Source organism: Burkholderia sp. AU16482, assembly GCF_002223285.1.
Taxonomy (GTDB): Bacteria; Pseudomonadota; Gammaproteobacteria; order Burkholderiales; family Burkholderiaceae; genus Burkholderia; species Burkholderia semiarida.
The window spans coordinates 270,637-290,945 of the sequence record NZ_NKEY01000006.1 but is presented as its reverse complement, the minus strand read 5'-3'; the positions used below and the strand labels follow the sequence as shown (position 1 = coordinate 290,945).

The following is a 20,309-nucleotide window of genomic DNA, read 5'->3' as shown; positions in this document are numbered from 1 at the left end:
GACGAACGGCTCCAGCGTAGCGCTCGCCGTTCGTCTCCATAAGACGGATAATCGCGGAAACATTATCCGCTTGCATAGGACAATCGACGATGGCTGATCTGCGCGACGTGAACCTGAACCGGCTGGCGATCTTCGTCGCGGTGGTGGAGGCCGGCTCGCTGACGGCCGCGGCCGAGCGGCTCGGCCTTGCGAAGACGGTCGTCAGCACGCACATGCAGCGCCTCGAATCCGAGGTCGGCGCGAATCTGCTGGTGCGCACGACGCGGCGGCTGAGCGTGACCGACGCCGGACGCGTGTTCTACGACGCGTGTCGCGACATCGTGCGCGCCACCGAAGCCGCGCTCGACGCGGTGTCGTCCGACGCCGGGCCGCTGCGCGGCACGCTGCGCGTGAGCGTGCCCATCGACTACGGCGCGCTGGTCGTCGCGCCGGCCGTGGTCGCGCTGCGCGACCGGCATCCGGCGCTCGCGGTCGAACTCGTCGCGAACGACCGCGTGGTCGATCTCGTCGCGGACAACCTCGACGTCGCGATCCGCATCGGCCGCCTCGCCGATTCGAACTATCGCGCGGTGCAGCTCGGCACGTACGAGAAATGGCTGGTCGCGAGCCCGGCGTTCGTCGCGCGGCACGGGCTGCCGCGCGATCCGGATGCGCTCGCCGCGCTGCCGTTCGTGATGTTGTCGTCGCTGCCGCGCCCGCATACGCTCGAACTCGATCACGTGCGAGGCGGCCGCGCGTCGGTGCGCTGCGTCGCGCCGGTCGTGTCGAATACCGCGACCGCGTGCCGCGCGATCGTGCTCGCGGGCGGCGGCTTCGGGCTGCTGACGGATTTCTCGGCCGCGGACGACGTCGCGACCGGCCGGCTCGTGCGGCTGCTGCCGGGCTGGCGCACGGCGCCCGCCGGGATTCATGCGGTGTTTCCGTCGACGCGGCTGCCGTCGCCGAAGGTACGGGCGTTTGTCGATGCGATGAAGGCGAGGCTCGGGGTGACGGCGGCGGCACCGATTACGCGGCGCGCAAGTTCGAAACCACGGAGGGCGGGATCGTGAAACGAGGAAGAATGGCGATCGCGCTCAATGAGCGACCACAAGCCGCCTCATCAGCAAGGACTTCAGATCCCTGCGCGTATCGCAAACGATATGCACGTGAATGGTGTCGCCTCGCACGTCATAAATGATGCGGTTCATTCCGGCAATGACTTCGCGATACTGACCGAGGCTGATATTCGCGAGTTCATCAGGAATCCTGCCGTGATTCGGAAAAGCGCGAATCGATGCAATGGCGTCCTTGATCTGCCGGTAGCTCGTTTGCCAGGTAGCCGAACCGAAATTCGATACGAGATAGCGCTTCAACCTCTTCAGATCTTCTTCCGCCGAACGAAGAACGACAACCCGCAGTGTCATTGATCGTCGTCCTTGTCGAGGTCCGCAAAGACATCCTCGACTGGACGGAAGTGGCCCTGCTCGATCTCCCGATTGCCGAGTGCAAGCAGCCGAAGAAGCGCAAGCGTCTCTTCATGCTCCTCATACGACTTGACGTCCATGACAACGAGCTTCGCCTCTCCGTTCTGGGTAATCAGCATCGGCTCGCGGCTTTCCGAGATGTCCCTGACGATATCGGCGGCGTGGCTCTTGAGATAGCTGATGGGCTTGACCTGGGTAGAGAATTTCATGGAACACGTCCTGTGCCAGTCCATAACAAGACTGATTATAGTCCGAATTTGGTCTCGTCCGGCCAATGAGCCCCGTTTTCCCGCGCGTCCCTAGTCGCGCGCCTGCAACGTCCCCAGCAGCACCTTCCTGCAACTGGAAATCATCAGTGCCTCCGGATCGCGATAGTCGGTCAGCAGCCACGCCGCGCCGACGTTCGTCATTGCGCCCACCAGCGCGAGCCCGATCAGCCGCTGCTCACTGCGCTCGCCAGGCGTCGCGGCCTCGCCCGGCGCGCCAATCGCCATGATCAGCTTGCCGAAGTCGATCAGCATGCGCTGATACGTCATGTCGGTATCCGCGCTCACGCCCATCACCTCGAGCAGCAGCACGCGCGCCGCGCACGGGTCGCGCAAAAACGCGAAGAACGCCGCGAGCCCCGCGTCGACGCGCTCCCGCAGATCGCCGCCGCGCGCGGCGACCGCCTGCGCGACCGCGTCATGCAACTGCTGCGCGTGATGCAGGTAGGTGCAGCGCAGCAAATCCTCGGTGCTGTCGAACGCCGCATAGAAATAGCGGTCGTTCAGCTTCGCTGCCTGGCAGATCGACCGCACGGTCGCCTTGCGAAAACCCACCGTACCGAACACGCGCGTCGCCGCGCGGATCAACGCGTCGCGCCGCTCGGCGGCCCGTACCTCGGGCGCCACGCCGCCATACGACCGGCCCCTTCTTTCCGTTTCGAGTGCTTTCTCCATTCCGCTATTTGACATCAGGACACCCGAAAACTAAAGTGGTGACGAACAACACCACAATAGATGCGCCGCCGGTACAGCGCAAGCGGAACGGGAGGAACGACGGATGAAGGGATTTTCCGGCAAGGTCGCCGCGATCACGGGCGCCGGTTCGGGCATGGGCCGCAGCCTCGCGGTGGAGCTTGCGCGGCGCGGCTGCGAGGTCGCGCTCGCCGACGTCAACGATGTCGGGCTCGCCGGCACGGCGGCCGCCTGCGCACGGCACAGCGTGCGCGTGAGCACGCGGCGGCTCGACGTCGCCGATCGCGACGCGGTGTTCGCGTGGGCCGAGTTCGTGCGCGCCGAGCACGGCAAGGTCAACCTGATCTTCAACAACGCAGGCGTGTCGCTGGCCGCCAGCGCCGAAACCGCGCGCCTCGCCGATCTCGAATGGATCGTCGGCATCAATTTCTGGGGCGTCGTGCACGGCACGCAAGCGTTCCTGCCGCATCTGCGCGCGTCGGGCGACGGCCATGTCGTCAACACGTCGAGCCTGTTCGGGCTCGTCGCGATGCCGACGCAAAGCGCGTACAACGCGACCAAGTTCGCGGTGCGCGGCTTCACCGAGGCGCTGCGGATGGAACTCGAACTCGACGGCGCGCCGGTGAGCGCGACGTGCGTGCATCCGGGCGGCGTCGCGACGAGCATCGTCGATGCTGGCCGCGTCGACACCAGCATCCACGCGCTGACGGGCCAGGACGAAGCGACCCATCGCCGCCAGGCCAACCGCCTGATCAACGCGACGACGGCCGACGAGGCCGCGCGGCAGATCCTCGCAGGCGTCGAGCGCAATGCGCGCCGCGTGCTGGTCGGCGCCGACGCGCGCCGGCTCGACCGGATCGCGCGGCTGCTCGGCGCCGGTTACCAGTGGCTGATGCTGCGCCATGTGCGCCGCGCTCGCGCACGCAACCTCGAACGCGCCCACGCTCCGGCCGCGCGCCCGACCACGCCGACCCAGGACCCCGCATGATCTCGACGACGACCGACCGGCGCGACGCGCCGCCCGCCCCCGACGCCCGCCGCGACAGTGACGAAAACCGCGACCTCGACGTGCTGATCGTCGGCGCAGGCCTGTCCGGCATCGGTGCCGCGTATCACCTGAAGCAGCGCTGCCCGCATGCGAGCGTGGCGATCGTCGAGGCGCGCGACGCGATCGGCGGCACCTGGGACCTGTTCCGCTATCCGGGCGTTCGTTCGGATTCCGACATGTTCACGCTCGGCTACAGCTTCCGCCCATGGCATAGCGAGAAGGCGATCTCCGACGGCCAGACGATCCTCGACTACATCCGCGACACCGCGCGCACCTACGGCATCGACAAGACGATCCGCTACGGCCGGAAGGTCGTCGCGGCCGACTGGGATTCGAGCCGCGCGCGCTGGACGGTACGCATCGAGCGCACGCAAAACGGCGCGACCGACACGCTCGTCTACACCTGCCGCTTCCTGTTCATGTGCAGCGGCTACTACGACTACGACGCAGGCTACCTGCCCGACTGGGCCGGCATGGACACGTTCGAGGGCAAGCTCGTGCATCCGCAGCACTGGCCGAAGGATCTGTCGTACGCGAACCGGCGCGTGGTCGTGATCGGCAGCGGCGCGACGGCCGTGACGCTCGTGCCGTCGATGGCGGCCGACGCGCGGCACGTGACGATGCTGCAGCGCTCGCCGACCTACATCGTGTCGCTGCCCGCGCGCGACCGGATCGCGAACGCGCTGCGCCGCGTGCTGCCGTCGCGGCTCGCGCACCGGCTGGTGCGCGTGAAGAACGTACTGCTCACGATGTACCTGTACAACGTGTCGCGCCGCAAGCCCGAGCAGACGAAGAAGTTCATCATCCGCGCGGCCCGCAAGCAGCTCGGCCCCGACTTCGACGTCGCAAAGCACCTGACGCCGCGCTACATGCCGTGGGACCAGCGCGTGTGCCTCGTGCCGAACGGCGACCTGTTCAAGGCGATCCGCGCGGGCCGCGCGTCGATCGTCACCGACGAGATCGAGCGCTTCACGCCGACCGGCCTCCGGCTGAAGGGCGGCCAGCAGCTCGACGCGGACGTGATCGTCACCGCGACCGGGCTGAAGGTGAAGATGCTCGGCGGCGCGCGCGTGACGGTCGACGGCCGCGTGGTCGATTTGCCCGAGACGGTGTCGTACAAGGGCATGATGTACAGCGACGTGCCGAACCTCGCGTCGTCGTTCGGCTACACGAATGCGTCGTGGACGCTGAAGGCCGAGCTGATCGCGCGCTACGTGTGCCGGCTGCTCAACCACATGCGCGCGAACGGGTACGACACGTGCGTGCCGCGGCTCGGCGCGGGCGATCTCGGCGACGTGCCGGCGGTCAACCTGAGCTCCGGCTACATCCAGCGCGCGGCCGGCATCCTGCCGAAGCAGGGGCGCCGCAAGCCGTGGAAGTTCCACCAGAACTACGTGCTCGATCTCGCGTCGCTGAAATTCAGCGCGCTCGCCGATTCCGCGATGCATTTCGAACGCCGCGCCACAACCGGCCCGGCCGCCACCGCGCCGGCTGCCGAACCCGCACTCGAAACCCGCTGAGGCCGACATGACCCCTACGCTCCATCTGATCCAGAACGTCCTGCTCGGCGTCGTCGCGGCGCTCGCCGCGCTCGCGCTGTTTTCCGCTTACGTGGCCCGTCGCGTGACGCGCGCGTTTCCGCCTGAAGGCCGCTTCGTCGACATCGACGGCGACCGCATCCACTACGTCGAATACGGCAACGGCCCGCCGATCGTGTTCGTCCACGGGCTCGCGGGGCAATGGCGCAATTTCGCGTACCTGCCGCTCGCGCGGCTCGCGCAGCAGCATCGCGTGATCCTGATCGACCGGCCCGGCGCCGGCCGCTCGCTGCGCGGCGCGGCCTCGCAGGCGAACGTGTTCGCGCAGGCCCGCACGGTCGCCGCGTTCATCGACGCGCTGAAACTCGACAAGCCGGTGCTGGTCGGCCACTCGCTCGGCGGCGCGATCGCGCTCGCGGTCGGCCTCAACCATGCGGACCGCGTGAGCCGGCTCGCGCTGATCGCGCCGCTGTCGCACGAGCAGACCGAACCGCCCGCGCCGTTCAAGCCGCTGATGCTGCCGTCGCCGCTCGTGCGCCGTTTCGTGTCGTGGACCTTCGCGATTCCGCTGACGATCCTGACCGGGCGCAAGGCCGTACGCCAGGTGTTCGCGCCGGAGGACGTGCCGCGCGACTTCCCGGTCAAGGGCGGCGGCCTGCTCGGGATGCGCCCGCACGTGTTCTACGCGACGGCGACGGACCTGCTGTCGGCGCCCGTCGATCTGCCCGCGATGGAGCGCCGCTATCCGGAACTCGCGCTGCCGGTCGACGTGCTGTACGGCCGTGCCGATCCGATCCTGAACTGGCGCGCGCACGGCGACGCGCTCGCGCAGAAATCGGCGCGCGTGCGGCTGAAGGTCGTCGAAGGCGGGCACATGCTGCCGGTCACGCTTCCCGAAGCGACGGCCGACTGGTTGCTCGAAGTCGCCGCCGCGCCGGTCGACGTCGCCGCGCAGCCGGTGCGCATCGCGTAGGTCGCGGCGGCGACGCAGGGCCGGATTCCGATGCCGTGCCGGGCAGCCGGCGCCGCATCGGGTTCAGGCTCCGTCGTCGGGTATCGACAGCCCGAGATCGGCGATCACCTCGCGCGCGTTGCGAAACGCCTCGACCGCGGCAGGCGCCCCTGCGTACAACGCGCTGTGCAGCAATACCTCGCGAATCTCGACGAGGCTCGCGCCGTTGTTGAGCGCGCCGCGAACATGGCCCTTCAGCTCCGTGCCGCGGCCGAGCGCCGCCAGCATCGCGCACGTGCACAGGCTGCGCGTCTTCAGGTCGATCCCGCCGCGCTGCCACGTGCTGCCCCACGCATGCTCGTTCAGCCAGTCCTGCAACGGGCGCGAAAATCCGTCGAGGTCACGCATCGCGCGCTCGACGAACGCCTCGCCCATCACGTCGATCCGCCGCGCCTTGCCGTATTCCCTGTCCTGTTCGCTCATGTCGATGTCCTGGTTGGAGTCGGGACCGCTTCGGCGTCGCCGGCGGCCGGAAGATGTCGCGCCATGTTCGGGCGAGGCGCGCGTTTCGTCAAAGGTGCGGCGCTCGGTTCGCGGCCGGTCGCGTAACGGGCGGCCGAACGCTACGTAACATCCGGGAGCGCGTTACGGCGCCTGACGGGAACATCGCAGCCGCGACGTGCGCGCGCCGCACGCGCCTGTCGCGCGAAACCGCCATTCCTCCGTTTAAATCGCGTCGATATTCGCGGTTTCCGCAATAAATCGCGACACCGTTTCGCGAAGCCTGTCGTGGCGCGGAATTTGCAGTGAAGGCCTGGGACACACTTCCAATGTCGAGGCCAACATGCACACTCTCTTCAAGAAGACGACGGTAACGATGGCCGTCTCGTCGCTGCTCGCGCTGTACGGCTGCGGTTCGGTCGACGGACCGACGACCCCGCCGACGATCAAGCCGAGCACGTCCGGGACGAGCGGCAGTTCGGGGACTTCGGGTACGTCGGGCGGCGGCTCGTCGGGGACATCGGGCGGCGGGAGTTCGGGTACTTCCGGCACCTCGGGTACTTCCGGCACTTCGGGTACTTCCGGCACTTCGGGTACTTCCGGCACTTCGGGTACTTCCGGCACTTCGGGTACTTCCGGCACTTCGGGTACTTCCGGCACTTCGGGCACTTCGGGCACTTCGGGCACTTCGGGCACTTCGGGCACTTCGGGCACTTCCGGCACTTCCGGCACCTCGGGTACTTCGGGTACTTCGGGTACTTCGGGTACTTCGGGTACTTCGGGTACTTCCGGTACTTCGGGTACTTCGGGTACTTCGGGTACTTCGGGTACTTCGGGTACTTCCGGTACTTCGGGTACTTCCGGTACTTCGGGTACTTCCGGTACTTCGGGTACTTCCGGTACTTCGGGCACTTCGGGCACTTCGGGCACTTCGGGCACTTCGGGCACTTCGGGCACTTCGGGCACTTCGGGCACTTCGGGCACTTCGGGCACTTCGGGCACTTCGGGCACTTCGGGTACTTCGGGCACTTCGGGTACTTCCGGCACGTCGGGTACTTCCGGCACGTCGGGTACTTCCGGCACGTCGGGTACTTCGGGCACTTCGGGTACTTCCGGCACTTCGGGTACTTCCGGCACTTCCGGCACTTCCGGCACTTCCGGCACTTCCGGCACTTCGGGCACTTCCGGCACCTCGGGCACCTCGGGTACTTCCGGCACCTCCGGCACCAGCGTCACCCCGCTCGGCAACGTCCTCCAGAAATCCGGCAACCTCGTGACGGCGCTCGGCACGACGGTCGTGAACGGCGGCACCCAGATCGGCGGCGTGCAGATCCCCGGCACGAACCCGACGACGGCCACCAGCGTCGGCAATGCAGTCAGCAGCCTCGGCAACGGCGTGCAATCGCTCGGCAACGGCGTCGCAGCCGGCCTGGGCTCGATCGGCGTGTCGCCGAACCCGCTCGGCCCGACGATCACGTCGACCACCGGCCTGCTGACCGGCGCCGGCGGTGCGGTCAACAACCTCGGCAATGCCGTGACGAGCCTCGGCACCGGTCCGCTGTCGCCGCTCGCGCCGGCGACGACGCTGGTCGGCAGTCTCGTCAACACGGTCGGCACCGCGGTCAACTCGACCGCATCGGCGCTGAACACGGCGCTGAACAGCGCGCCGGTGCAGCAAATCGAGACGCAACTCGGCAGCGTGATCAACCCGATCACGAACACGCTGACCGGTGGCGTCACGACGCCGGGCGTCACGCAAACGCTCGGCAACGCCACGTTGCTCGGCGCCCCGCTCAGCGGCCTGCTGAACACGCTCGGCAGCGGCCTCGGCCTGGCCGGTTCGCAGGTCGGCGGCGCAACCGGCAACCCGGTCGGCACGAGCGCCGGGAACAGCGTGGCCCAACTCGGTAACACGGTGGCGTCGGCCGGCGGCTTGCTGTCCAGCGGCAGTTCCAGCAGCGGCACCAATCCGCTCGCCCCGATCACGGGCGTGCTCGGTTCGCTGACGGGCGCACTCGGCGGCGGCAGCAGTTCGAGCGGATCGGGCGGCACCAGCGGTACGAGCGGCGGCCCGCTCGCTCCGATCACCGGCCTGCTCGGCACGGTGACGGGTGCGCTCGGCAGCATCGGCTCGAGCGGCACCAGCGGCACCAGCGGCACCAGCGGGACGAGTGGCACGAGCGGCGCGGGTCTCGGCGGCCTGCTCGCGCCGGTCACCAACCTCGTCAACTCGCTGACGCCGCTCGGCGCGAGCCTCACCGGCACCGTCACGACGCCGGGCGGCAACCTGTCCGGCACGCTCGGCGGGGTGCTGACGAGCGGCCCGGTCGGCACGCTCACGGGTGCGCTGGGCACGCCGGCCGGCTCGGCCGGCGCCGTCGGCACGGTCAGCCCCGGCGGCGCGACGGGCACCGTGACGACGCCGGGCGGCAGCGGCTCCGTGGTGACCGGCCTGACCGGCAGCACGAGCGGCGGCGCCGCCAGCGGCACCGGCAACCTGCTGTCGCCGGTCACCAACCTGCTCGGCGGTCTGCTCGGCGCCGGCACCAAGAAGTAAGCCTCGACGCATCACGTATCAGAACGACAGGCCAATGGCCGGGCGCGCATCCATAAACAGCCCGGCCGACGGCCGGCGTCACCCGCCAAGCGGGGGCGCCGGCCCTCATCCCTACGAGGATCCGATCATGAACTCGACGCTCGACGGCATCGTCGCCGCTCCGGACCGCCCACCCCGTTCCGCCACGCCATTCCGCGCTGGCCTGCTCGGCATCGCGGCCGGGCTCTTCGCGCTGTGGATCACGCGCGACCACCCTGCCCTCGACGCGGCGACACGCGCGGTCGTCGCCAGCCTCGCGATCATCGGCACGATCGCGCTGCACGAACTCTTCATCTCGCGCGTCTACCTGCGTCCGAGCGCGGGGCTGTCACGGCAGGCCGTCCGGCCGCTGAGCGTCGCGCGCGTCGCGACGCGGCTCGGCGCGCTGACGTCGATCTACGCGGGCATCGGCCTCCTCTACTGGCTGCTGCCCGAATACCACGGCGCGTTCTACCTGCCGTTCTGGTCGCTGCTGCGCTCGCTCGCGCCGTACGTGATCGTCGCCGCGCCGTTCTACTTCGCGTGGATGGACCGCCACCAGCGCGAGACCGACGACGCGTACCTGCTGTGGGGCCGCTTCCTGTTTCGCCGCGAGCGGCCCGCGAGCTGGAAGCCGGTGCGCGAGATGCTGGCCGGCTGGGGCGTGAAGGCGTTTTTCCTGCCGCTGATGACCGTCTACCTGTCGAAGGACGCCGATCACCTGAGCGCGTCGCTCGCGAACGCGATGCATGCGCCGATGACGATCGCGACCTTCGTGTTCATGTACGACCTGTCGTTCACGATGGACCTGATGTTCGGCACCGTCGGCTACCTGTGCACGTTCCGCATCCTCGACAGCCACGTGCGCACCGTCGAGCCGACGACGCTCGGCTGGGTCGCCGCGCTGATCTGCTATCAGCCGTTCTGGTCGCTGATCTCGAACAACTACATCCGCTACGAAGGCTCGATGTTCTGGGACAACTGGCTGCTGTCGGCGCCGACGCTGCGCGTGATCTGGGGCACGGTGATCATCCTGCTGCTGCTGACCTACGCGCTGTGCACGATCTCGTTCGGGCTGCGGTTCTCGAACCTCACCAACCGCGGGATCATCACGTCGGGCCCGTACCGCTTCACGAAGCATCCCGCGTACATCACGAAGAACCTGTCGTACTGGATGGTGTCGGTGCCGTTCGTCGAGCCGCTCGGCTGGCAGATCGGGCTCATGCACTGCGCCGGGCTCGTCGCCGTCAACCTGATCTACTACACGCGCGCGAAAACGGAAGAGCGCCACCTGATGCGCGACCCCGACTATCGCGCGTATGCCGAATGGATCGCGCAACACGGCTTGTTCGCGCGGGTCAGGCAGGCGTTTGGCGGGCGGCAGGCGGTGTGACGGCGCGGCCGGGGCGGCGGTTCATGCCACTCCGGTTCCTCGCGCGGATGCCAAGCGGGCGCGGGCGTCGCACAGGCCGCGACACTTTCCACATGCGCCGTCCAGCGCTCGACGATGCGCTTGCGCGTGGATCTCCACACGCCTGAACGCGCCCCATGCGGCCAATTGTCGCGAAACACGGCGATTCTCCGCTTTTCGTCGCTTTTCTCCGCCCGTCCGATTGCCCGCTCCCGACGCGTCGCGTATGGTGCTGGCCGTCCGCGTACGATCCGTCGCCGGACACCCGACCGTCGCCCCGCGCGGCGGCCGCGCGGGCCGTGCCCGCCGCTCACCGTCTCCGCGATGCCGCCCGTTCGGCGCCGCGCGTTCATGAGGAAAGAGGCGTGATCCACAAAGTCCTGATCCTGTTCGCACTCTGCATCGCGGGCCTCGCCGCGATCGCCGCCGGTTTCCAGCACATCCCCAGCTGATTCGCGGCCCCGGCTCGCTTCGCCGAGCCCGGGGGCCGCTTTCATTTCCGTTTCCCCGTTGCCATGAACTTCTTTCTCGATGCGCCCGGGACGGGCGCCTTTTGCCATGCGTATCGACGTACAGCATTCCCAGCACGACATCGACGACGAACTCGACACCCTTTATGAACGTCTCCACCAGCCGGGGCATCGCCTGCACGGGCTGCCGGGCGTCGCGCTCGGCCGCTCGGGCCTGATCGTGCGCCATCGCGAAGCGGACGGCGAATACTTCCTGTACGTCGAGGATCCGTCGGCCCGGCAGCTCGCCGGCTATACGGTGTTCAACCGGCTTCCCGAAATCCCGCGCCGCGCCGACCGCTACCTGCGCGCGCCGCACACACGGCTGCGCGGCTCGGCGCAACGCCAGGGCCTCGCGACGACGCTGTACCGCTGGGGGCTCGACGCGGGCCTGTGTCTGATCAGCGGCGCGCGCCAGTCGGTCGGCGCCGCGCGGCTGTGGACGGCGCTCGCGCAGGACTACCGGCATGGTTTCGTCGATGTCGAAGGCCGCGCGTTGCGCTATCTCGGCGACACCGTTGCCGACGACGTGCACGGCGCGCTGCACACGCGGCGGCTGTTGCTCGGGAAAGGCTGGGCGCTCGACACGTTCGCGCAGGCGGCCGGGATGAGCGATACATGGCCCCGAACGCCGATGCGATAATCCGTCGGATCCGCGCGGCGCGCGGGCTCAACCCGCCAATCGAAACGCCCTTCGATGACCCTCGATGCCCGCTCCGACGTCGAACGCACGCGCGATATCGGCGCTGGTCGATGCATTGCACGCGCTGCGCGCGGCGATCGACGAGCCAACGCCGAACCGGTAGGCGATCCGCACGCCGCCCGCGCGCGGCGCGGCGCGGCGTGACGTGACGTGGCGTTATCGCGCCTTGGCGCGCGTCGCCTTCTTGGCCGGTTTGGCGGCCTTCGCGCGCGGCGCTTCCTTCTCGGGCTGCGCGCCGCCGCCGGCGAGATCCTCGAGCCATGCGAGCGCATCGACGTACGACAGGAACTGCTGCAGATAGTCCGGCGACAGTTCGCGCATCGTCGCGAGCGAGCGGTGCACGAGGCTGTTCGAGTTGAGCGGCCCCGCGTTGCGCGGCACCTGATCGAGCGACTGTCGATACTGCTGCTCCGTGCGGACTTTCGACCACGTCGCGCGGAAGTAGTCGACCAGTTCGGGATCGAGCCCGCGCCGGTCGGCCTGCGCATCGCGCGCGAGCCCTTCGACGAGCGCGGCAAGCGCGCCACGCGCGGGCGCACCCGGCGAAGCTTCCACCGTCATGCGCGTCGCTTCGGCTGCGCGCGCACGCGCGACGGTCTCCGCGAACCCTTCGACCAGCGCCGCCAGCCGCGCGTCGAGCAACGCGCGCGCGGCGCCGTCGAGCACGGCCGCGCGCCGTTCGAGCGCATCGATCCGATGAAAGCGCACGGGATCGAGCCGGTCGGCGCCCTGCTCGCGCCATGCATCGAGCGTCGCGCGCACCCGCGTCGCGTCGCCCGTCACTTTGCCTTTCCTCCGTTCGACGCCGACTTGCGCGGCACCGGCGCGATCTCCACGCGGCGGTTCTTCGCGCGGCCTTCATCGTCCGCATTCGAGCTGACCGGCTGTTCGGAGCCGAACGCGGCCGCGAACACCGACGAGGCCGGCACGCCGGCATCGATCAGCGCGCGCGTGACCGTCAACGCGCGCTTGGCCGACAGTTCCCAGTTGTCCGCGAACAGGCGGTTGCCGGCGTGCACCTGCTGGTCGTCCGCGAAGCCGCTGACCATCAGGATCTCGTCGCGCGTCTTCAGGTACGTGGCCAGCGGGCTGGCGAGCGTCTTCAGCAGGTCGCGGCCAGCGGGCTGCAACTGGTCGGAATTCAGCGCGAACAGCACGTTGCCGCTGATGCCGATGCGCCCGTTCACGAGCGTCACGCGGCCGGCCGCGAGCGGCCCGGCGAGCGCCTGTTCGAGCGACTTGCGCTGCCGCGCCTCAAGCTGGCGCGCGCGCACCGCTTCCTCGAGCTTCGACGTGAGCTGGAGCTGCATGCCGATCACGCCGACGAGGATCAGCACGAACGCGCCGAGCAGCACCGACATCAAGTCGGCGAACGCGGGCCATACCGGCGCCGATTGCGCGCCGCCGTCGATTTCGTCGTGCATGCGTTACGCTCCGACGGGCGCCCGCCGGCCGGCGAGCTGCTGCAGGTCTTCGACGATCTGCTTTTGCGACATCACGCTCAGGTCGATCACCTCGCGCGCCTGCGCGACGTAGTACTCGAGCTGTTCGTCGCTGCGCGCGAGCGATTTCTCGAGCGCGGCCTCGATGCGCTGCAGATGCGCGAGCAGCTTGTCGTTCGATTCGCCGAACACCTGCACGGCCATCCCGAACGCGTCGCCGAGGCTCGCCACCTCGACGGCGCCGGCCGTGACCTGCGCGGCCACCGAATCGAGCTTGCGCGTTTCGGCATCGACGGTGTCGTTGAAGCGCGCACCGACGCGATCGAGCAGATCGGCCGACGTGCTGACGAGCGCGTCGATCGCGGCGCGCTGTTCGGTCGATGCGTGGTTGACCGCGCCGAGCAGCGTCTCCAGCGTCGCGAGCAGGCGGCTGCGTTCCTCGAGCGTCGCGGTGTCGCGCACCATGCTGTCGGACAGGCGCTGGCGCAACTCGGCGACGACGTCGGCCGCGGCCTTCGGCGCCTCCGACGCGGCCTGCACGAGACGTGCGATTTCGTTGATCGTGTCGCTCGCGTGAACCTGCGCCTGCGCGGTGATGTCGTTCGCGGTGCGGGTGAGCGTGTCGCAGATGTCCTGCTGGCGCGCCGCGGCCTGCGCGCTCGTCTGCGCCCATTCGTCGCGCAGCGCGGCCGCCATCGCGGCGAGCGAATCGTTCCATGCAGCGAGACGTTCTTCGTCGCGTGCGGCCAGTTGCGATTGGAGGCCGGTGTGCGATTCGCGGATCGTCGTCAGCAGATCGTTCGAGCGTTGTTCGAACGTCGATGCCTGTGCGGCCAGATCGCGCGTCGTTTGTGCGAGGGCGTCGCAGATTTCCTGCTGACGGCCGGCGCTGTGCACGCCTGCACGCTGCCATTCTTCGCCGAGCTTCGCGGCCATTGCGGCCAGCGAATCGTTCCATGCAGCGAGGCGCTCTTCGTCACGCGCCGCCAGTTGCGATTGCAAGCCCGTGTGCGACTCACGGATCGTCGACAGCAGATCGCTCGAGCGTTGTTCGAACGTCGACGCCTGTGCGGCCAGATCGCGCGTCGTCTGAGCGAGTGCATCGCAGATTTCCTGCTGACGGCCGGCGCTGTGCACGCCAGCACGCTGCCACTCTTCGCCCAGCTTCGCGGCCATAGCGGTCAGTGAATCGTTCCACGCAGCGAGGCGCTCTTCGTCACGCGCCGCCAGTTGCGATTGCAAGCCCGTGTGCGACTCGCGGATCGTCGACAGCAGATCGTTCGAGCGGTGTTCGAACGTCGACGCCTGTGCGACCAGATCACGCGTCGTCTGAGCGAGTGCGTCGCAGATTTCCTGTTGAAGGCCGGCGCTGTGCACGCCAGCACGCTGCCACTCTTCGCCCAACTTCGCGGCCATTGCGGTCAGTGAATCGTTCCACGCAGCGAGGCGTTCTTCGTCACGCGCCGCCAGTTGCGATTGCAAGCCCGTGTGCGACTCGCGGATCGTCGACAGCAGATCGTTCGAGCGTTGTTCGAACGTCGATGCCTGTGCGGCCAGATCACGCGTCGTCCGAGCGAGTGCATCGCAGATTTCCTGTTGACGACCGGCACTATGCGCGCCCGCACGCTGCCATTCGTCGCCGAGCTTCGCGGCCATCGCCGCCAGCGAATCGTTCCACGCCGCGAGACGTTCTTCATCGCGTGCGGCCAGTTGCGTCTGCAAACCCGCGTGCGACTCACGCATCGCTGCGAGCGTCGCGGCCGAATGGCGTTCGAACGTCGCGGCCGCTTCGCCGAGCGCACGCGCATGCTGGCCGGCCAGCGTCTCGCCGACCTGCTCCTGGCGCGCCAGCGCATCGCGCCAGGCGTCCGACAGGCGGCCTTCGGTCGATTCGAGGCGCGTCGCGACGCCGTCGAGCAAATCCGACGAACGCTGCGCGAACGTGTCGGTGAACTGGCCGAGCGTCGTCTGCAACTGCTGCGCGACGGCGTTGCCCGCCTGACGTTGTTCGTCGATCGCGCGGTTCCACACAGCCGTCACGTTGCCGGTGGTCTTCTCGAAGCCGTCCGTCAGCCCGTCGAGCTGTCGCTGCACCGCGCCCGTCACGGTGTCGCGCAGCGCGGCCATCTCCTGCGCGAGCCCCGTCATCGTCGCAGCGACGACCGGCTGCAACGCGGCGCCGGCCACGCGCGCGCTTTCGGCGGCGCTTTCCTTCAGCGCGTCGCCGACGTTCGATGCCAGGCCCGCGTACGCCCGCTCGGTCCGGTCGAAAAACGCCTGCTGGCTTTCGAGCTGACGATCGTGCAACGCGACGCTGCGCGCCTCGAGCGTCGTCATCATCGTCTGCAACCGGTCGACCAGGGCCGGCATCACGTCGGCCTGGCGCTGCAGCAGCCGGAACGATTCGTCGCGCTGGTGCGCGGACGAATGCACGCGCAGCGTCGTCGCGATCTTCGCGTCGAGCTGCTGGGCCGCATCGATCCGTTCGCGGCGCACGAGCGCGGACAGCAGCCCGAGCATCGCGGACGTCGCGACGCCGGCGATCGACGTGCCGAACGCGAACCCGAGCCCTTTCACCGGCGCGATCAGCGACGCGCGGATCGCGTCGAGATCGGTCGCGCTCTCGAGCGCGGCGCCCGTGCCCTTCAGCGTGACGACCATCCCGAGCAGCGTGCCGAGCATGCCGAGCAGCACCAGCAGGCCGACGAGGTAAGGCGTGAGCGACGGGCCCGGCAGCGCGACGCGCGCGCCTTCGACGCGGGCGCGCACCGCGCCGCGCAGGCCCGGATGCAGCGTGTCGAGCCACGTATCGAGCTTCGCGGGCGGCTCGGTCAGGCCGGCGACCGCGCGCGACAGCGTGGCGGTCGCCTGCCGGTAGCGCAGCAGCTCCCATGCGCCGGCGACGTAGCACGCGCCAATCAGCAGCGTGACGGCCGCCGCCAGCGGGTTCGATGCGACATAGCCGGCACCGATCCAGCCCACTGCGAGCAGACCGGCGACGAAGACAACGAGATCAAGGCGAATTCTGGACATAGCGTGTTGATTAGCAGGTGCGAAGGGCCGCGAGCAGCCCGTCTACCGTTTGAAACCGGACTTCGAGTTCGGCAAGCAGGATGCTTTGCATCTCGTCGCGAAACGTATCGAGCCATGCGCCGGGCACGATCGCCGCGACGGTCGCGGGGTCGGCCGCCGCGCCTTCATCGGCCGGAGCGGATGCGCCGCCGGCAGCGGCTTCGGCGTCGGCCAGCGCCTGCCGCTCCGCTTCGCGCAGCCGCGCGAAGCGCGTGCCGAGCAGCGCGGGCACGGCCGACAACAGGCTGCGCTCGCGCGCGCCGAGCACGCGCTCCATGATCGTGTCGAGCGTCGCGAGCCGCGCCATCCCGGACGAGCGTGCGGCGAGCGCGACGCGCAGGCGGCCGCGCAACTGGCCGATCGCCGTTTCCATGTCCTGCTGCAGGGTCAGATAACGTTGACGAAAATCCGCGAAATCGGCCGTGTCGGCGGCCGGCGGCGGCGGATCGCCCGGCCGGCGCCGCGCCCGCGGCCGGCTGGCGGCCGTGATCGCCTGCGCGAGATCGTGGCGCACGCGCGCGCAATCGCGCTCCGCGTCGTAGCCGCGCACGCCGGCCGCGACGCCCGGCGGGCTCGCATTCAGCGCGGACGACAGCGTGATCGCGTCGGTCCAGCCGAGCCACTGGCTCAGCCGGTCGGACAGCGTCTGCCGGGATTCCGCGACGTCGGCATCGGCCAGGCGCGCGAGCAGCCGGACGAGCGTCGGACCGCTCAACGCCGGGCGCGGAGATGCTTGCACCATGCTGCAAACCGTCAAAAAAGGCAGCAGTTTACACGTCGTCGGGCAGTCGACCGCCAGAATCGGGGAAGCGGCGCCGTTCGACGCGCCGGTCAACCCATGCGAACGCCCGTCGCGCAAGGCTGGGCGGGCGGCGGTGCCGAGTGGGGAAGCAGGATCGGCGGCAGCCGGCGAGCGGCCGCGCCACGAGGAAGTCATACGTTTGCGAACCGGCCGACTCGCCGGTTCGCGCCGGTACTGATCAGGAATGAAGCTCAGATCCCCGCTTTCGGCGCATTCAGGATCAGCCGCAGCCCGAGCAGCGTGATCGCGCCGGCCGCGATGCGGTCGACCCACTTCTTCGCGCGCAGGTAGAGCTCGCGCGGCCGGCGCGTCGAGAAACACAGCGCGACGAGCGTGTACCAGCCGAATTCGACCGCGAACACGAGCGGCGGCAGCACGAGATAGCACCACAGCGGCGGATGCTGCGGGAGCAGCGCCGCGAAGATGCTGCCGTACCAGATCGCCGTCTTCGGGTTGCTGAGCTGGGTCGTGAGGCCGGTCCAGAACGACTTGCGCGCGCTGCCGCCGGCCATCGCCTGCGGATCGTCCATCGCGATCGGCCGGTCGGCGCCGCGCCAGATCTTCGACGCCATGTAGATCAGGTACGCGCCGCCCGCGACCTTGAGGCCCACGTACAGCCATTCGACGGCTTGCAGCAACGTGTAGAGCCCGGCCAGCGCGACGCCGCCGAACACGATGCCGCCGATGCCCATGCCGAGTGCGGTGGCGAGCCCGTCGCGGCGCGACAGCCCGATCGAATTGCGGGCAACCAGCACGAAGCTCGGGCCCGGGATCATCGCGCCGAGAAACAGCGCAGCCAGGATGGCGAGTACGGCAGCCGATGCGGTCATCGAAGTCTCCTTGGTCAGCGACGCCGCTGCGCCGGCGCCTGCGTGTCGTTTCCGACGGTCGAGCGCTCGATTCTGGCACGCTTCGCGGATGGCCGAAAGCGGCTGTGCGCTGCTATGCTGGCCCTCTTTCCCGTGATCCCGCGCCGCCCCATGATCGAGATCCGCGCCGCCCGCTATCCCGACGATGCCGCCGTCGCCGATCCGATCCTTCGCGAGTCCATCGCGAGCCCGACCGTCAGCCTCGCCTTCCCGAGCGACGAGCCCGGAAATCCGGCGCCGGGCGGCGAGTTGTCCGGACGTGATCTGTCACGCGCCGCGCGACTCATCTCCCTTTCCTCCTTTCGACCGGACCGCCTGTCATGCGCGCCCTTCGCCTTTCCGCCCTGCTGCTCCCGCTGTTCGCCGCCCTCTCGCTCCACGCCCGCGCCGCCCCCCTGCCGAAATCGATCGCCGCGCAACTGCCGCCCGGCTACCAGCCGCTGACCGCGCAGGCCGGCCCCGATCTCGACAACGGGCGGCGCAGCTTTCTCGTCGTCGTGCATCGCGCAGTGGACACGCGCGAGCAGCCGTCGCCGCGCCCGCTGCTGATCTACGAGGAACAGGCCGATCACACGTACCGGCTCGCCGCCCGCAACGACCAAGTCGTGCTGCGCGCGAACGAAGGCGGCCAGTGCGACCCGTTCGATCCCGACGATGCGGCCGGCAACGGCGTGTCGGTGAAGGGCCGCTATTTCACCGTGCAGAACGCCGTCGCGTGCGGGCAGCACTGGACCGACTACATCACGTTCCGCTACGACCCGCGCACGCACGGCTGGCTGTTTTCGAACCGGATCGTCACCGAATCGTTTCCGCTCGACGACCAGCCCGACCACGTCACCGTCACGCGCGCCGACGCGCACCGGCCGGTGTCGTTCGGGCACTGGCAGCGCAAGGACTAGACGCCGCACGCCGCGCCACCCGCGGCGGCGCCATTTTTCAATACGGCGCGTCGCCCGCCCGACGCTCGCGACACCGGGCCAACAGGTCTACCATAGGCGCTCGTCGCCCGCGCGACCGCCGGCACGGCATGCGGCTTGCGCCTGCCCCTTTCCCCGTTGTCCCCGCCCAGGAGGACGTCATGACGCAACACTTCGATGCGATCGTCATCGGCACCGGCCAGGCCGGGCCGCCGCTCGCCGCGCGGCTCGCCGGCGCCGGCATGAAAGTCGCGATCGTCGAGCGCGGCCGCTTCGGCGGCACCTGCGTAAATACCGGCTGCATCCCCACCAAGACGCTGATCGCGAGCGCATACGCCGCGCAGCTCGCCCGACGCGCCAGCGAATACGGCGTGTCGATTGGCGGCCCCGTCACCGTCGACATGAAAGCCGTGAAGGCGCGCAAGGACCAGATCTCGGGCCGCTCGAACCACGGCGTCGAGCAATGGGTGCGCGGCCTCGACAACACGACCGTCTTTCAGGGTCATGCCCGCTTCGAACGCGCGAACGCGGTGCGCGTGGGCGATGACGTGCTCGAAGCCGAACGCATCTTCATCAACGTCGGCGGACGCGCGCAGGTGCCCGCGATGCCGGGCCTCGACTCGGTGCCGTACCTGACCAACTCGACGATGATGGACGTCGACTTCCTGCCCGACCATCTCGTGATCGTCGGCGGCAGCTACGTCGGGCTCGAATTCGGCCAGATGTACCGCCGCTTCGGCTCGAAGGTCACGATCGTCGAGAAAGGCCCGCGCCTGATCCGCCGCGAGGACGAAGACGTGTCGCAGGCCGTGCGCGAGATCCTCGAAAAAGAAGGGGTCGACGTGCAGCTCGACGCGAATTGCCTGAGCGCGCGCCGCGACGGCGACGGCATCGTGGTCGGCCTCGACTGCGCGGGCGGCGGCCGCGAGGTGGCGGGCTCGCACCTGCTGCTCGCGGTCGGGCGCGTGCCGAACACCGACGATCTCGGGCTCGACCGCGCGGGCGTCGATACCGACGCGCGCGGCTACATCACCGTCGACGATCAGTTGCGCACCAACGTGCCCGGCATCTGGGCGCTCGGCGACTGCAACGGGCGCGGCGCGTTCACGCACACCGCGTACAACGACTACGAGATCGTCGCGGCCAACCTGCTCGACGACGATCCGCGCAAGGTGTCCGACCGCATCATGGCCTACGCGATGTACATCGATCCGCCGCTCGGCCGCGTCGGCATGACGCTCGAGGAAGCGAAGCAGACGGGCCGCCGGCTGCTGGTCGGTACGCGCCCGATGACGCGCGTCGGCCGGGCGGTCGAGAAAGGCGAAAGCCAGGGCTTCATGAAGGTGATCGTCGACGCGGATAGCCACGCGATCCTCGGCGCGTCGATCCTCGGCGTGACCGGCGACGAAGTCGTGCACGGGATACTCGACGTGATGACCGCCGGCGCGCCGTACACGACGATCAGCCGCGCGATGCATATCCACCCGACCGTATCGGAGCTGGTGCCGACGCTGCTGCAGGATCTGCATCCGGTCGAATGACGCACCG

Annotated in this window: 20 protein-coding genes; 11 read left to right on the top strand and 9 right to left on the bottom strand. The window is 69.0% G+C overall.

Going from position 1 to position 20,309, the window contains the following annotated elements:
• The first annotated feature begins 89 nt into the window (after nt 1–89).
• Nucleotides 90–1,049: a LysR family transcriptional regulator gene (locus CFB35_RS18710; protein ID WP_059580224.1), complete on the top strand. Its 960-nt coding sequence runs from the start codon at nt 90–92 to the stop codon at nt 1,047–1,049.
• 24 nt (nt 1,050–1,073) lie between these two features.
• On the opposite strand, the gene CFB35_RS18705 is transcribed toward CFB35_RS18710, so the two are convergent.
• From CFB35_RS18705 to CFB35_RS18695, 3 genes are all read right to left on the bottom strand, one after another.
• On the bottom strand, nt 1,074–1,403 hold the full coding sequence (locus tag CFB35_RS18705) for a type II toxin-antitoxin system RelE/ParE family toxin (protein ID WP_050014473.1): 330 nt from the start codon (nt 1,401–1,403) through the stop codon (nt 1,074–1,076).
• Complete coding sequence (locus CFB35_RS18700; protein ID WP_050014516.1) at nt 1,400–1,672, bottom strand: type II toxin-antitoxin system Phd/YefM family antitoxin; 273 nt, start codon at nt 1,670–1,672, stop codon at nt 1,400–1,402. The genes CFB35_RS18705 and CFB35_RS18700 overlap by 4 nt, the downstream gene beginning before the upstream one ends.
• A 90-nt stretch (nt 1,673–1,762) precedes the next feature.
• The gene (locus CFB35_RS18695; protein ID WP_063892428.1) at nt 1,763–2,419 is read right to left on the bottom strand and encodes a TetR/AcrR family transcriptional regulator; all 657 of its coding nucleotides are present in this window, start codon (nt 2,417–2,419) and stop codon (nt 1,763–1,765) included.
• Nucleotides 2,420–2,507: 88 nt separating this feature from the next.
• Here CFB35_RS18695 and CFB35_RS18690 point away from each other — a divergent pair, with 88 nt between their 5' ends.
• From CFB35_RS18690 to CFB35_RS18680, 3 genes are read left to right on the top strand one after another with little or no spacing between them, the layout of a single operon-like run.
• On the top strand, nt 2,508–3,410 hold the full coding sequence (locus CFB35_RS18690; protein WP_059580219.1) for an SDR family oxidoreductase: 903 nt from the start codon (nt 2,508–2,510) through the stop codon (nt 3,408–3,410).
• Nucleotides 3,407–4,990 carry an NAD(P)/FAD-dependent oxidoreductase gene (locus CFB35_RS18685; RefSeq protein WP_089465421.1) on the top strand — a complete coding sequence of 528 codons (1,584 nt, stop codon included), beginning with the start codon at nt 3,407–3,409 and terminating at the stop codon, nt 4,988–4,990. Before CFB35_RS18690 ends, CFB35_RS18685 begins: the two co-directional genes overlap by 4 nt.
• A gap of 7 nt (nt 4,991–4,997) precedes the next feature.
• On the top strand, nt 4,998–5,981 hold the full coding sequence (locus CFB35_RS18680; RefSeq protein WP_089465420.1) for an alpha/beta fold hydrolase: 984 nt from the start codon (nt 4,998–5,000) through the stop codon (nt 5,979–5,981).
• A gap of 63 nt (nt 5,982–6,044) precedes the next feature.
• Here the strand turns inward: CFB35_RS18680 and CFB35_RS18675 are convergent, their stop codons facing one another.
• Nucleotides 6,045–6,443, bottom strand: a complete 399-nt coding sequence (locus CFB35_RS18675) for a carboxymuconolactone decarboxylase family protein (protein ID WP_059580213.1) — start codon at nt 6,441–6,443, stop codon at nt 6,045–6,047.
• A gap of 361 nt (nt 6,444–6,804) precedes the next feature.
• On the opposite strand from CFB35_RS18675, the gene CFB35_RS35395 reads away from it, so the two are divergent.
• From CFB35_RS35395 to CFB35_RS35015, 4 genes are all read left to right on the top strand, one after another.
• Nucleotides 6,805–9,018, top strand: a complete 2,214-nt coding sequence (locus CFB35_RS35395) for a collagen-like triple helix repeat-containing protein (RefSeq protein WP_089465419.1) — start codon at nt 6,805–6,807, stop codon at nt 9,016–9,018.
• A gap of 127 nt (nt 9,019–9,145) precedes the next feature.
• Complete coding sequence (locus CFB35_RS18665; protein ID WP_059640246.1) at nt 9,146–10,429, top strand: isoprenylcysteine carboxylmethyltransferase family protein; 1,284 nt, start codon at nt 9,146–9,148, stop codon at nt 10,427–10,429.
• A 576-nt stretch (nt 10,430–11,005) separates the two neighbouring features.
• Nucleotides 11,006–11,599 carry a histone acetyltransferase gene (locus CFB35_RS18660; RefSeq protein ID WP_179231762.1) on the top strand — a complete coding sequence of 198 codons (594 nt, stop codon included), beginning with the start codon at nt 11,006–11,008 and terminating at the stop codon, nt 11,597–11,599.
• Between the two features lie 54 nt (nt 11,600–11,653).
• The gene (locus CFB35_RS35015) at nt 11,654–11,803 is read left to right on the top strand and encodes a hypothetical protein (RefSeq protein ID WP_179231761.1); all 150 of its coding nucleotides are present in this window, start codon (nt 11,654–11,656) and stop codon (nt 11,801–11,803) included.
• Between the two features lie 12 nt (nt 11,804–11,815).
• Here the strand turns inward: CFB35_RS35015 and CFB35_RS18655 are convergent, their stop codons facing one another.
• Genes CFB35_RS18655 through CFB35_RS18640 form a run of 4 tightly spaced genes read right to left on the bottom strand, consistent with a single transcriptional unit; the run spans nt 11,816 to nt 16,915 of the window.
• The gene (locus CFB35_RS18655) at nt 11,816–12,442 is read right to left on the bottom strand and encodes a DUF2894 domain-containing protein (protein WP_089465417.1); all 627 of its coding nucleotides are present in this window, start codon (nt 12,440–12,442) and stop codon (nt 11,816–11,818) included.
• Nucleotides 12,439–13,083 (bottom strand): OmpA family protein, encoded by a 645-nt coding sequence (locus CFB35_RS18650; RefSeq protein ID WP_059640250.1) that lies wholly within the window; start codon nt 13,081–13,083, stop codon nt 12,439–12,441. Before CFB35_RS18650 ends, CFB35_RS18655 begins: the two co-directional genes overlap by 4 nt.
• 3 nt (nt 13,084–13,086) lie before the next feature.
• Complete coding sequence (locus CFB35_RS18645) at nt 13,087–16,134, bottom strand: DUF802 domain-containing protein (protein ID WP_059580198.1); 3,048 nt, start codon at nt 16,132–16,134, stop codon at nt 13,087–13,089.
• A gap of 10 nt (nt 16,135–16,144) precedes the next feature.
• Nucleotides 16,145–16,915, bottom strand: coding sequence for a DUF3348 domain-containing protein (locus CFB35_RS18640; RefSeq protein WP_059580195.1), 771 nt, complete (start codon nt 16,913–16,915; stop codon nt 16,145–16,147).
• On the opposite strand from CFB35_RS18640, the gene CFB35_RS34465 reads away from it, so the two are divergent.
• Nucleotides 16,914–17,153 (top strand): hypothetical protein, encoded by a 240-nt coding sequence (locus CFB35_RS34465; RefSeq protein WP_143328745.1) that lies wholly within the window; start codon nt 16,914–16,916, stop codon nt 17,151–17,153. The two genes, CFB35_RS18640 and CFB35_RS34465, sit on opposite strands and share 2 nt — an antisense overlap.
• Before the next feature lie 13 nt (nt 17,154–17,166).
• On the opposite strand, the gene CFB35_RS18635 is transcribed toward CFB35_RS34465, so the two are convergent.
• A complete protein-coding gene (locus tag CFB35_RS18635; protein ID WP_059580193.1) occupies nt 17,167–17,805 on the bottom strand; it encodes a LysE family translocator in 639 nt (212 codons plus the stop codon).
• A gap of 359 nt (nt 17,806–18,164) precedes the next feature.
• Between CFB35_RS18635 and CFB35_RS18625 the strand changes: the two genes are divergently transcribed.
• Complete coding sequence (locus tag CFB35_RS18625) at nt 18,165–18,743, top strand: hypothetical protein (protein ID WP_059580191.1); 579 nt, start codon at nt 18,165–18,167, stop codon at nt 18,741–18,743.
• Nucleotides 18,744–18,922: 179 nt separating this feature from the next.
• Nucleotides 18,923–20,302, top strand: a complete 1,380-nt coding sequence (locus CFB35_RS18620; RefSeq protein WP_059580188.1) for an FAD-containing oxidoreductase — start codon at nt 18,923–18,925, stop codon at nt 20,300–20,302.
• Nucleotides 20,303–20,309: the final 7 nt, after the last annotated feature.

What these genes read in the sequence shown, in the direction of transcription:
- CFB35_RS35395 (WP_089465419.1), top strand. Translation starts at nt 6,805, where the DNA reads ATGCACACTCTCTTCAAGAAGACGACGGTAACGATGGCCGTCTCGTCG.
- CFB35_RS18685 (WP_089465421.1), top strand. Translation starts at nt 3,407, where the DNA reads ATGATCTCGACGACGACCGACCGGCGCGACGCGCCGCCCGCCCCCGAC.
- CFB35_RS18695 (WP_063892428.1), bottom strand. Translation starts at nt 2,419, where the DNA reads ATGTCAAATAGCGGAATGGAGAAAGCACTCGAAACGGAAAGAAGGGGC.
- CFB35_RS18665 (WP_059640246.1), top strand. Translation starts at nt 9,146, where the DNA reads ATGAACTCGACGCTCGACGGCATCGTCGCCGCTCCGGACCGCCCACCC.
- CFB35_RS35015 (WP_179231761.1), top strand. Translation starts at nt 11,654, where the DNA reads ATGACCCTCGATGCCCGCTCCGACGTCGAACGCACGCGCGATATCGGC.
- CFB35_RS18660 (WP_179231762.1), top strand. Translation starts at nt 11,006, where the DNA reads ATGCGTATCGACGTACAGCATTCCCAGCACGACATCGACGACGAACTC.
- CFB35_RS18700 (WP_050014516.1), bottom strand. Translation starts at nt 1,672, where the DNA reads ATGAAATTCTCTACCCAGGTCAAGCCCATCAGCTATCTCAAGAGCCAC.
- CFB35_RS18650 (WP_059640250.1), bottom strand. Translation starts at nt 13,083, where the DNA reads ATGCACGACGAAATCGACGGCGGCGCGCAATCGGCGCCGGTATGGCCC.
- CFB35_RS18640 (WP_059580195.1), bottom strand. Translation starts at nt 16,915, where the DNA reads ATGGTGCAAGCATCTCCGCGCCCGGCGTTGAGCGGTCCGACGCTCGTC.
- CFB35_RS18705 (WP_050014473.1), bottom strand. Translation starts at nt 1,403, where the DNA reads ATGACACTGCGGGTTGTCGTTCTTCGTTCGGCGGAAGAAGATCTGAAG.
- CFB35_RS18710 (WP_059580224.1), top strand. Translation starts at nt 90, where the DNA reads ATGGCTGATCTGCGCGACGTGAACCTGAACCGGCTGGCGATCTTCGTC.
- CFB35_RS18620 (WP_059580188.1), top strand. Translation starts at nt 18,923, where the DNA reads ATGACGCAACACTTCGATGCGATCGTCATCGGCACCGGCCAGGCCGGG.
- CFB35_RS18625 (WP_059580191.1), top strand. Translation starts at nt 18,165, where the DNA reads ATGCGCGCCCTTCGCCTTTCCGCCCTGCTGCTCCCGCTGTTCGCCGCC.
- CFB35_RS18675 (WP_059580213.1), bottom strand. Translation starts at nt 6,443, where the DNA reads ATGAGCGAACAGGACAGGGAATACGGCAAGGCGCGGCGGATCGACGTG.
- CFB35_RS18635 (WP_059580193.1), bottom strand. Translation starts at nt 17,805, where the DNA reads ATGACCGCATCGGCTGCCGTACTCGCCATCCTGGCTGCGCTGTTTCTC.
- CFB35_RS18690 (WP_059580219.1), top strand. Translation starts at nt 2,508, where the DNA reads ATGAAGGGATTTTCCGGCAAGGTCGCCGCGATCACGGGCGCCGGTTCG.
- CFB35_RS34465 (WP_143328745.1), top strand. Translation starts at nt 16,914, where the DNA reads ATGCTGCAAACCGTCAAAAAAGGCAGCAGTTTACACGTCGTCGGGCAG.
- CFB35_RS18645 (WP_059580198.1), bottom strand. Translation starts at nt 16,134, where the DNA reads ATGTCCAGAATTCGCCTTGATCTCGTTGTCTTCGTCGCCGGTCTGCTC.
- CFB35_RS18680 (WP_089465420.1), top strand. Translation starts at nt 4,998, where the DNA reads ATGACCCCTACGCTCCATCTGATCCAGAACGTCCTGCTCGGCGTCGTC.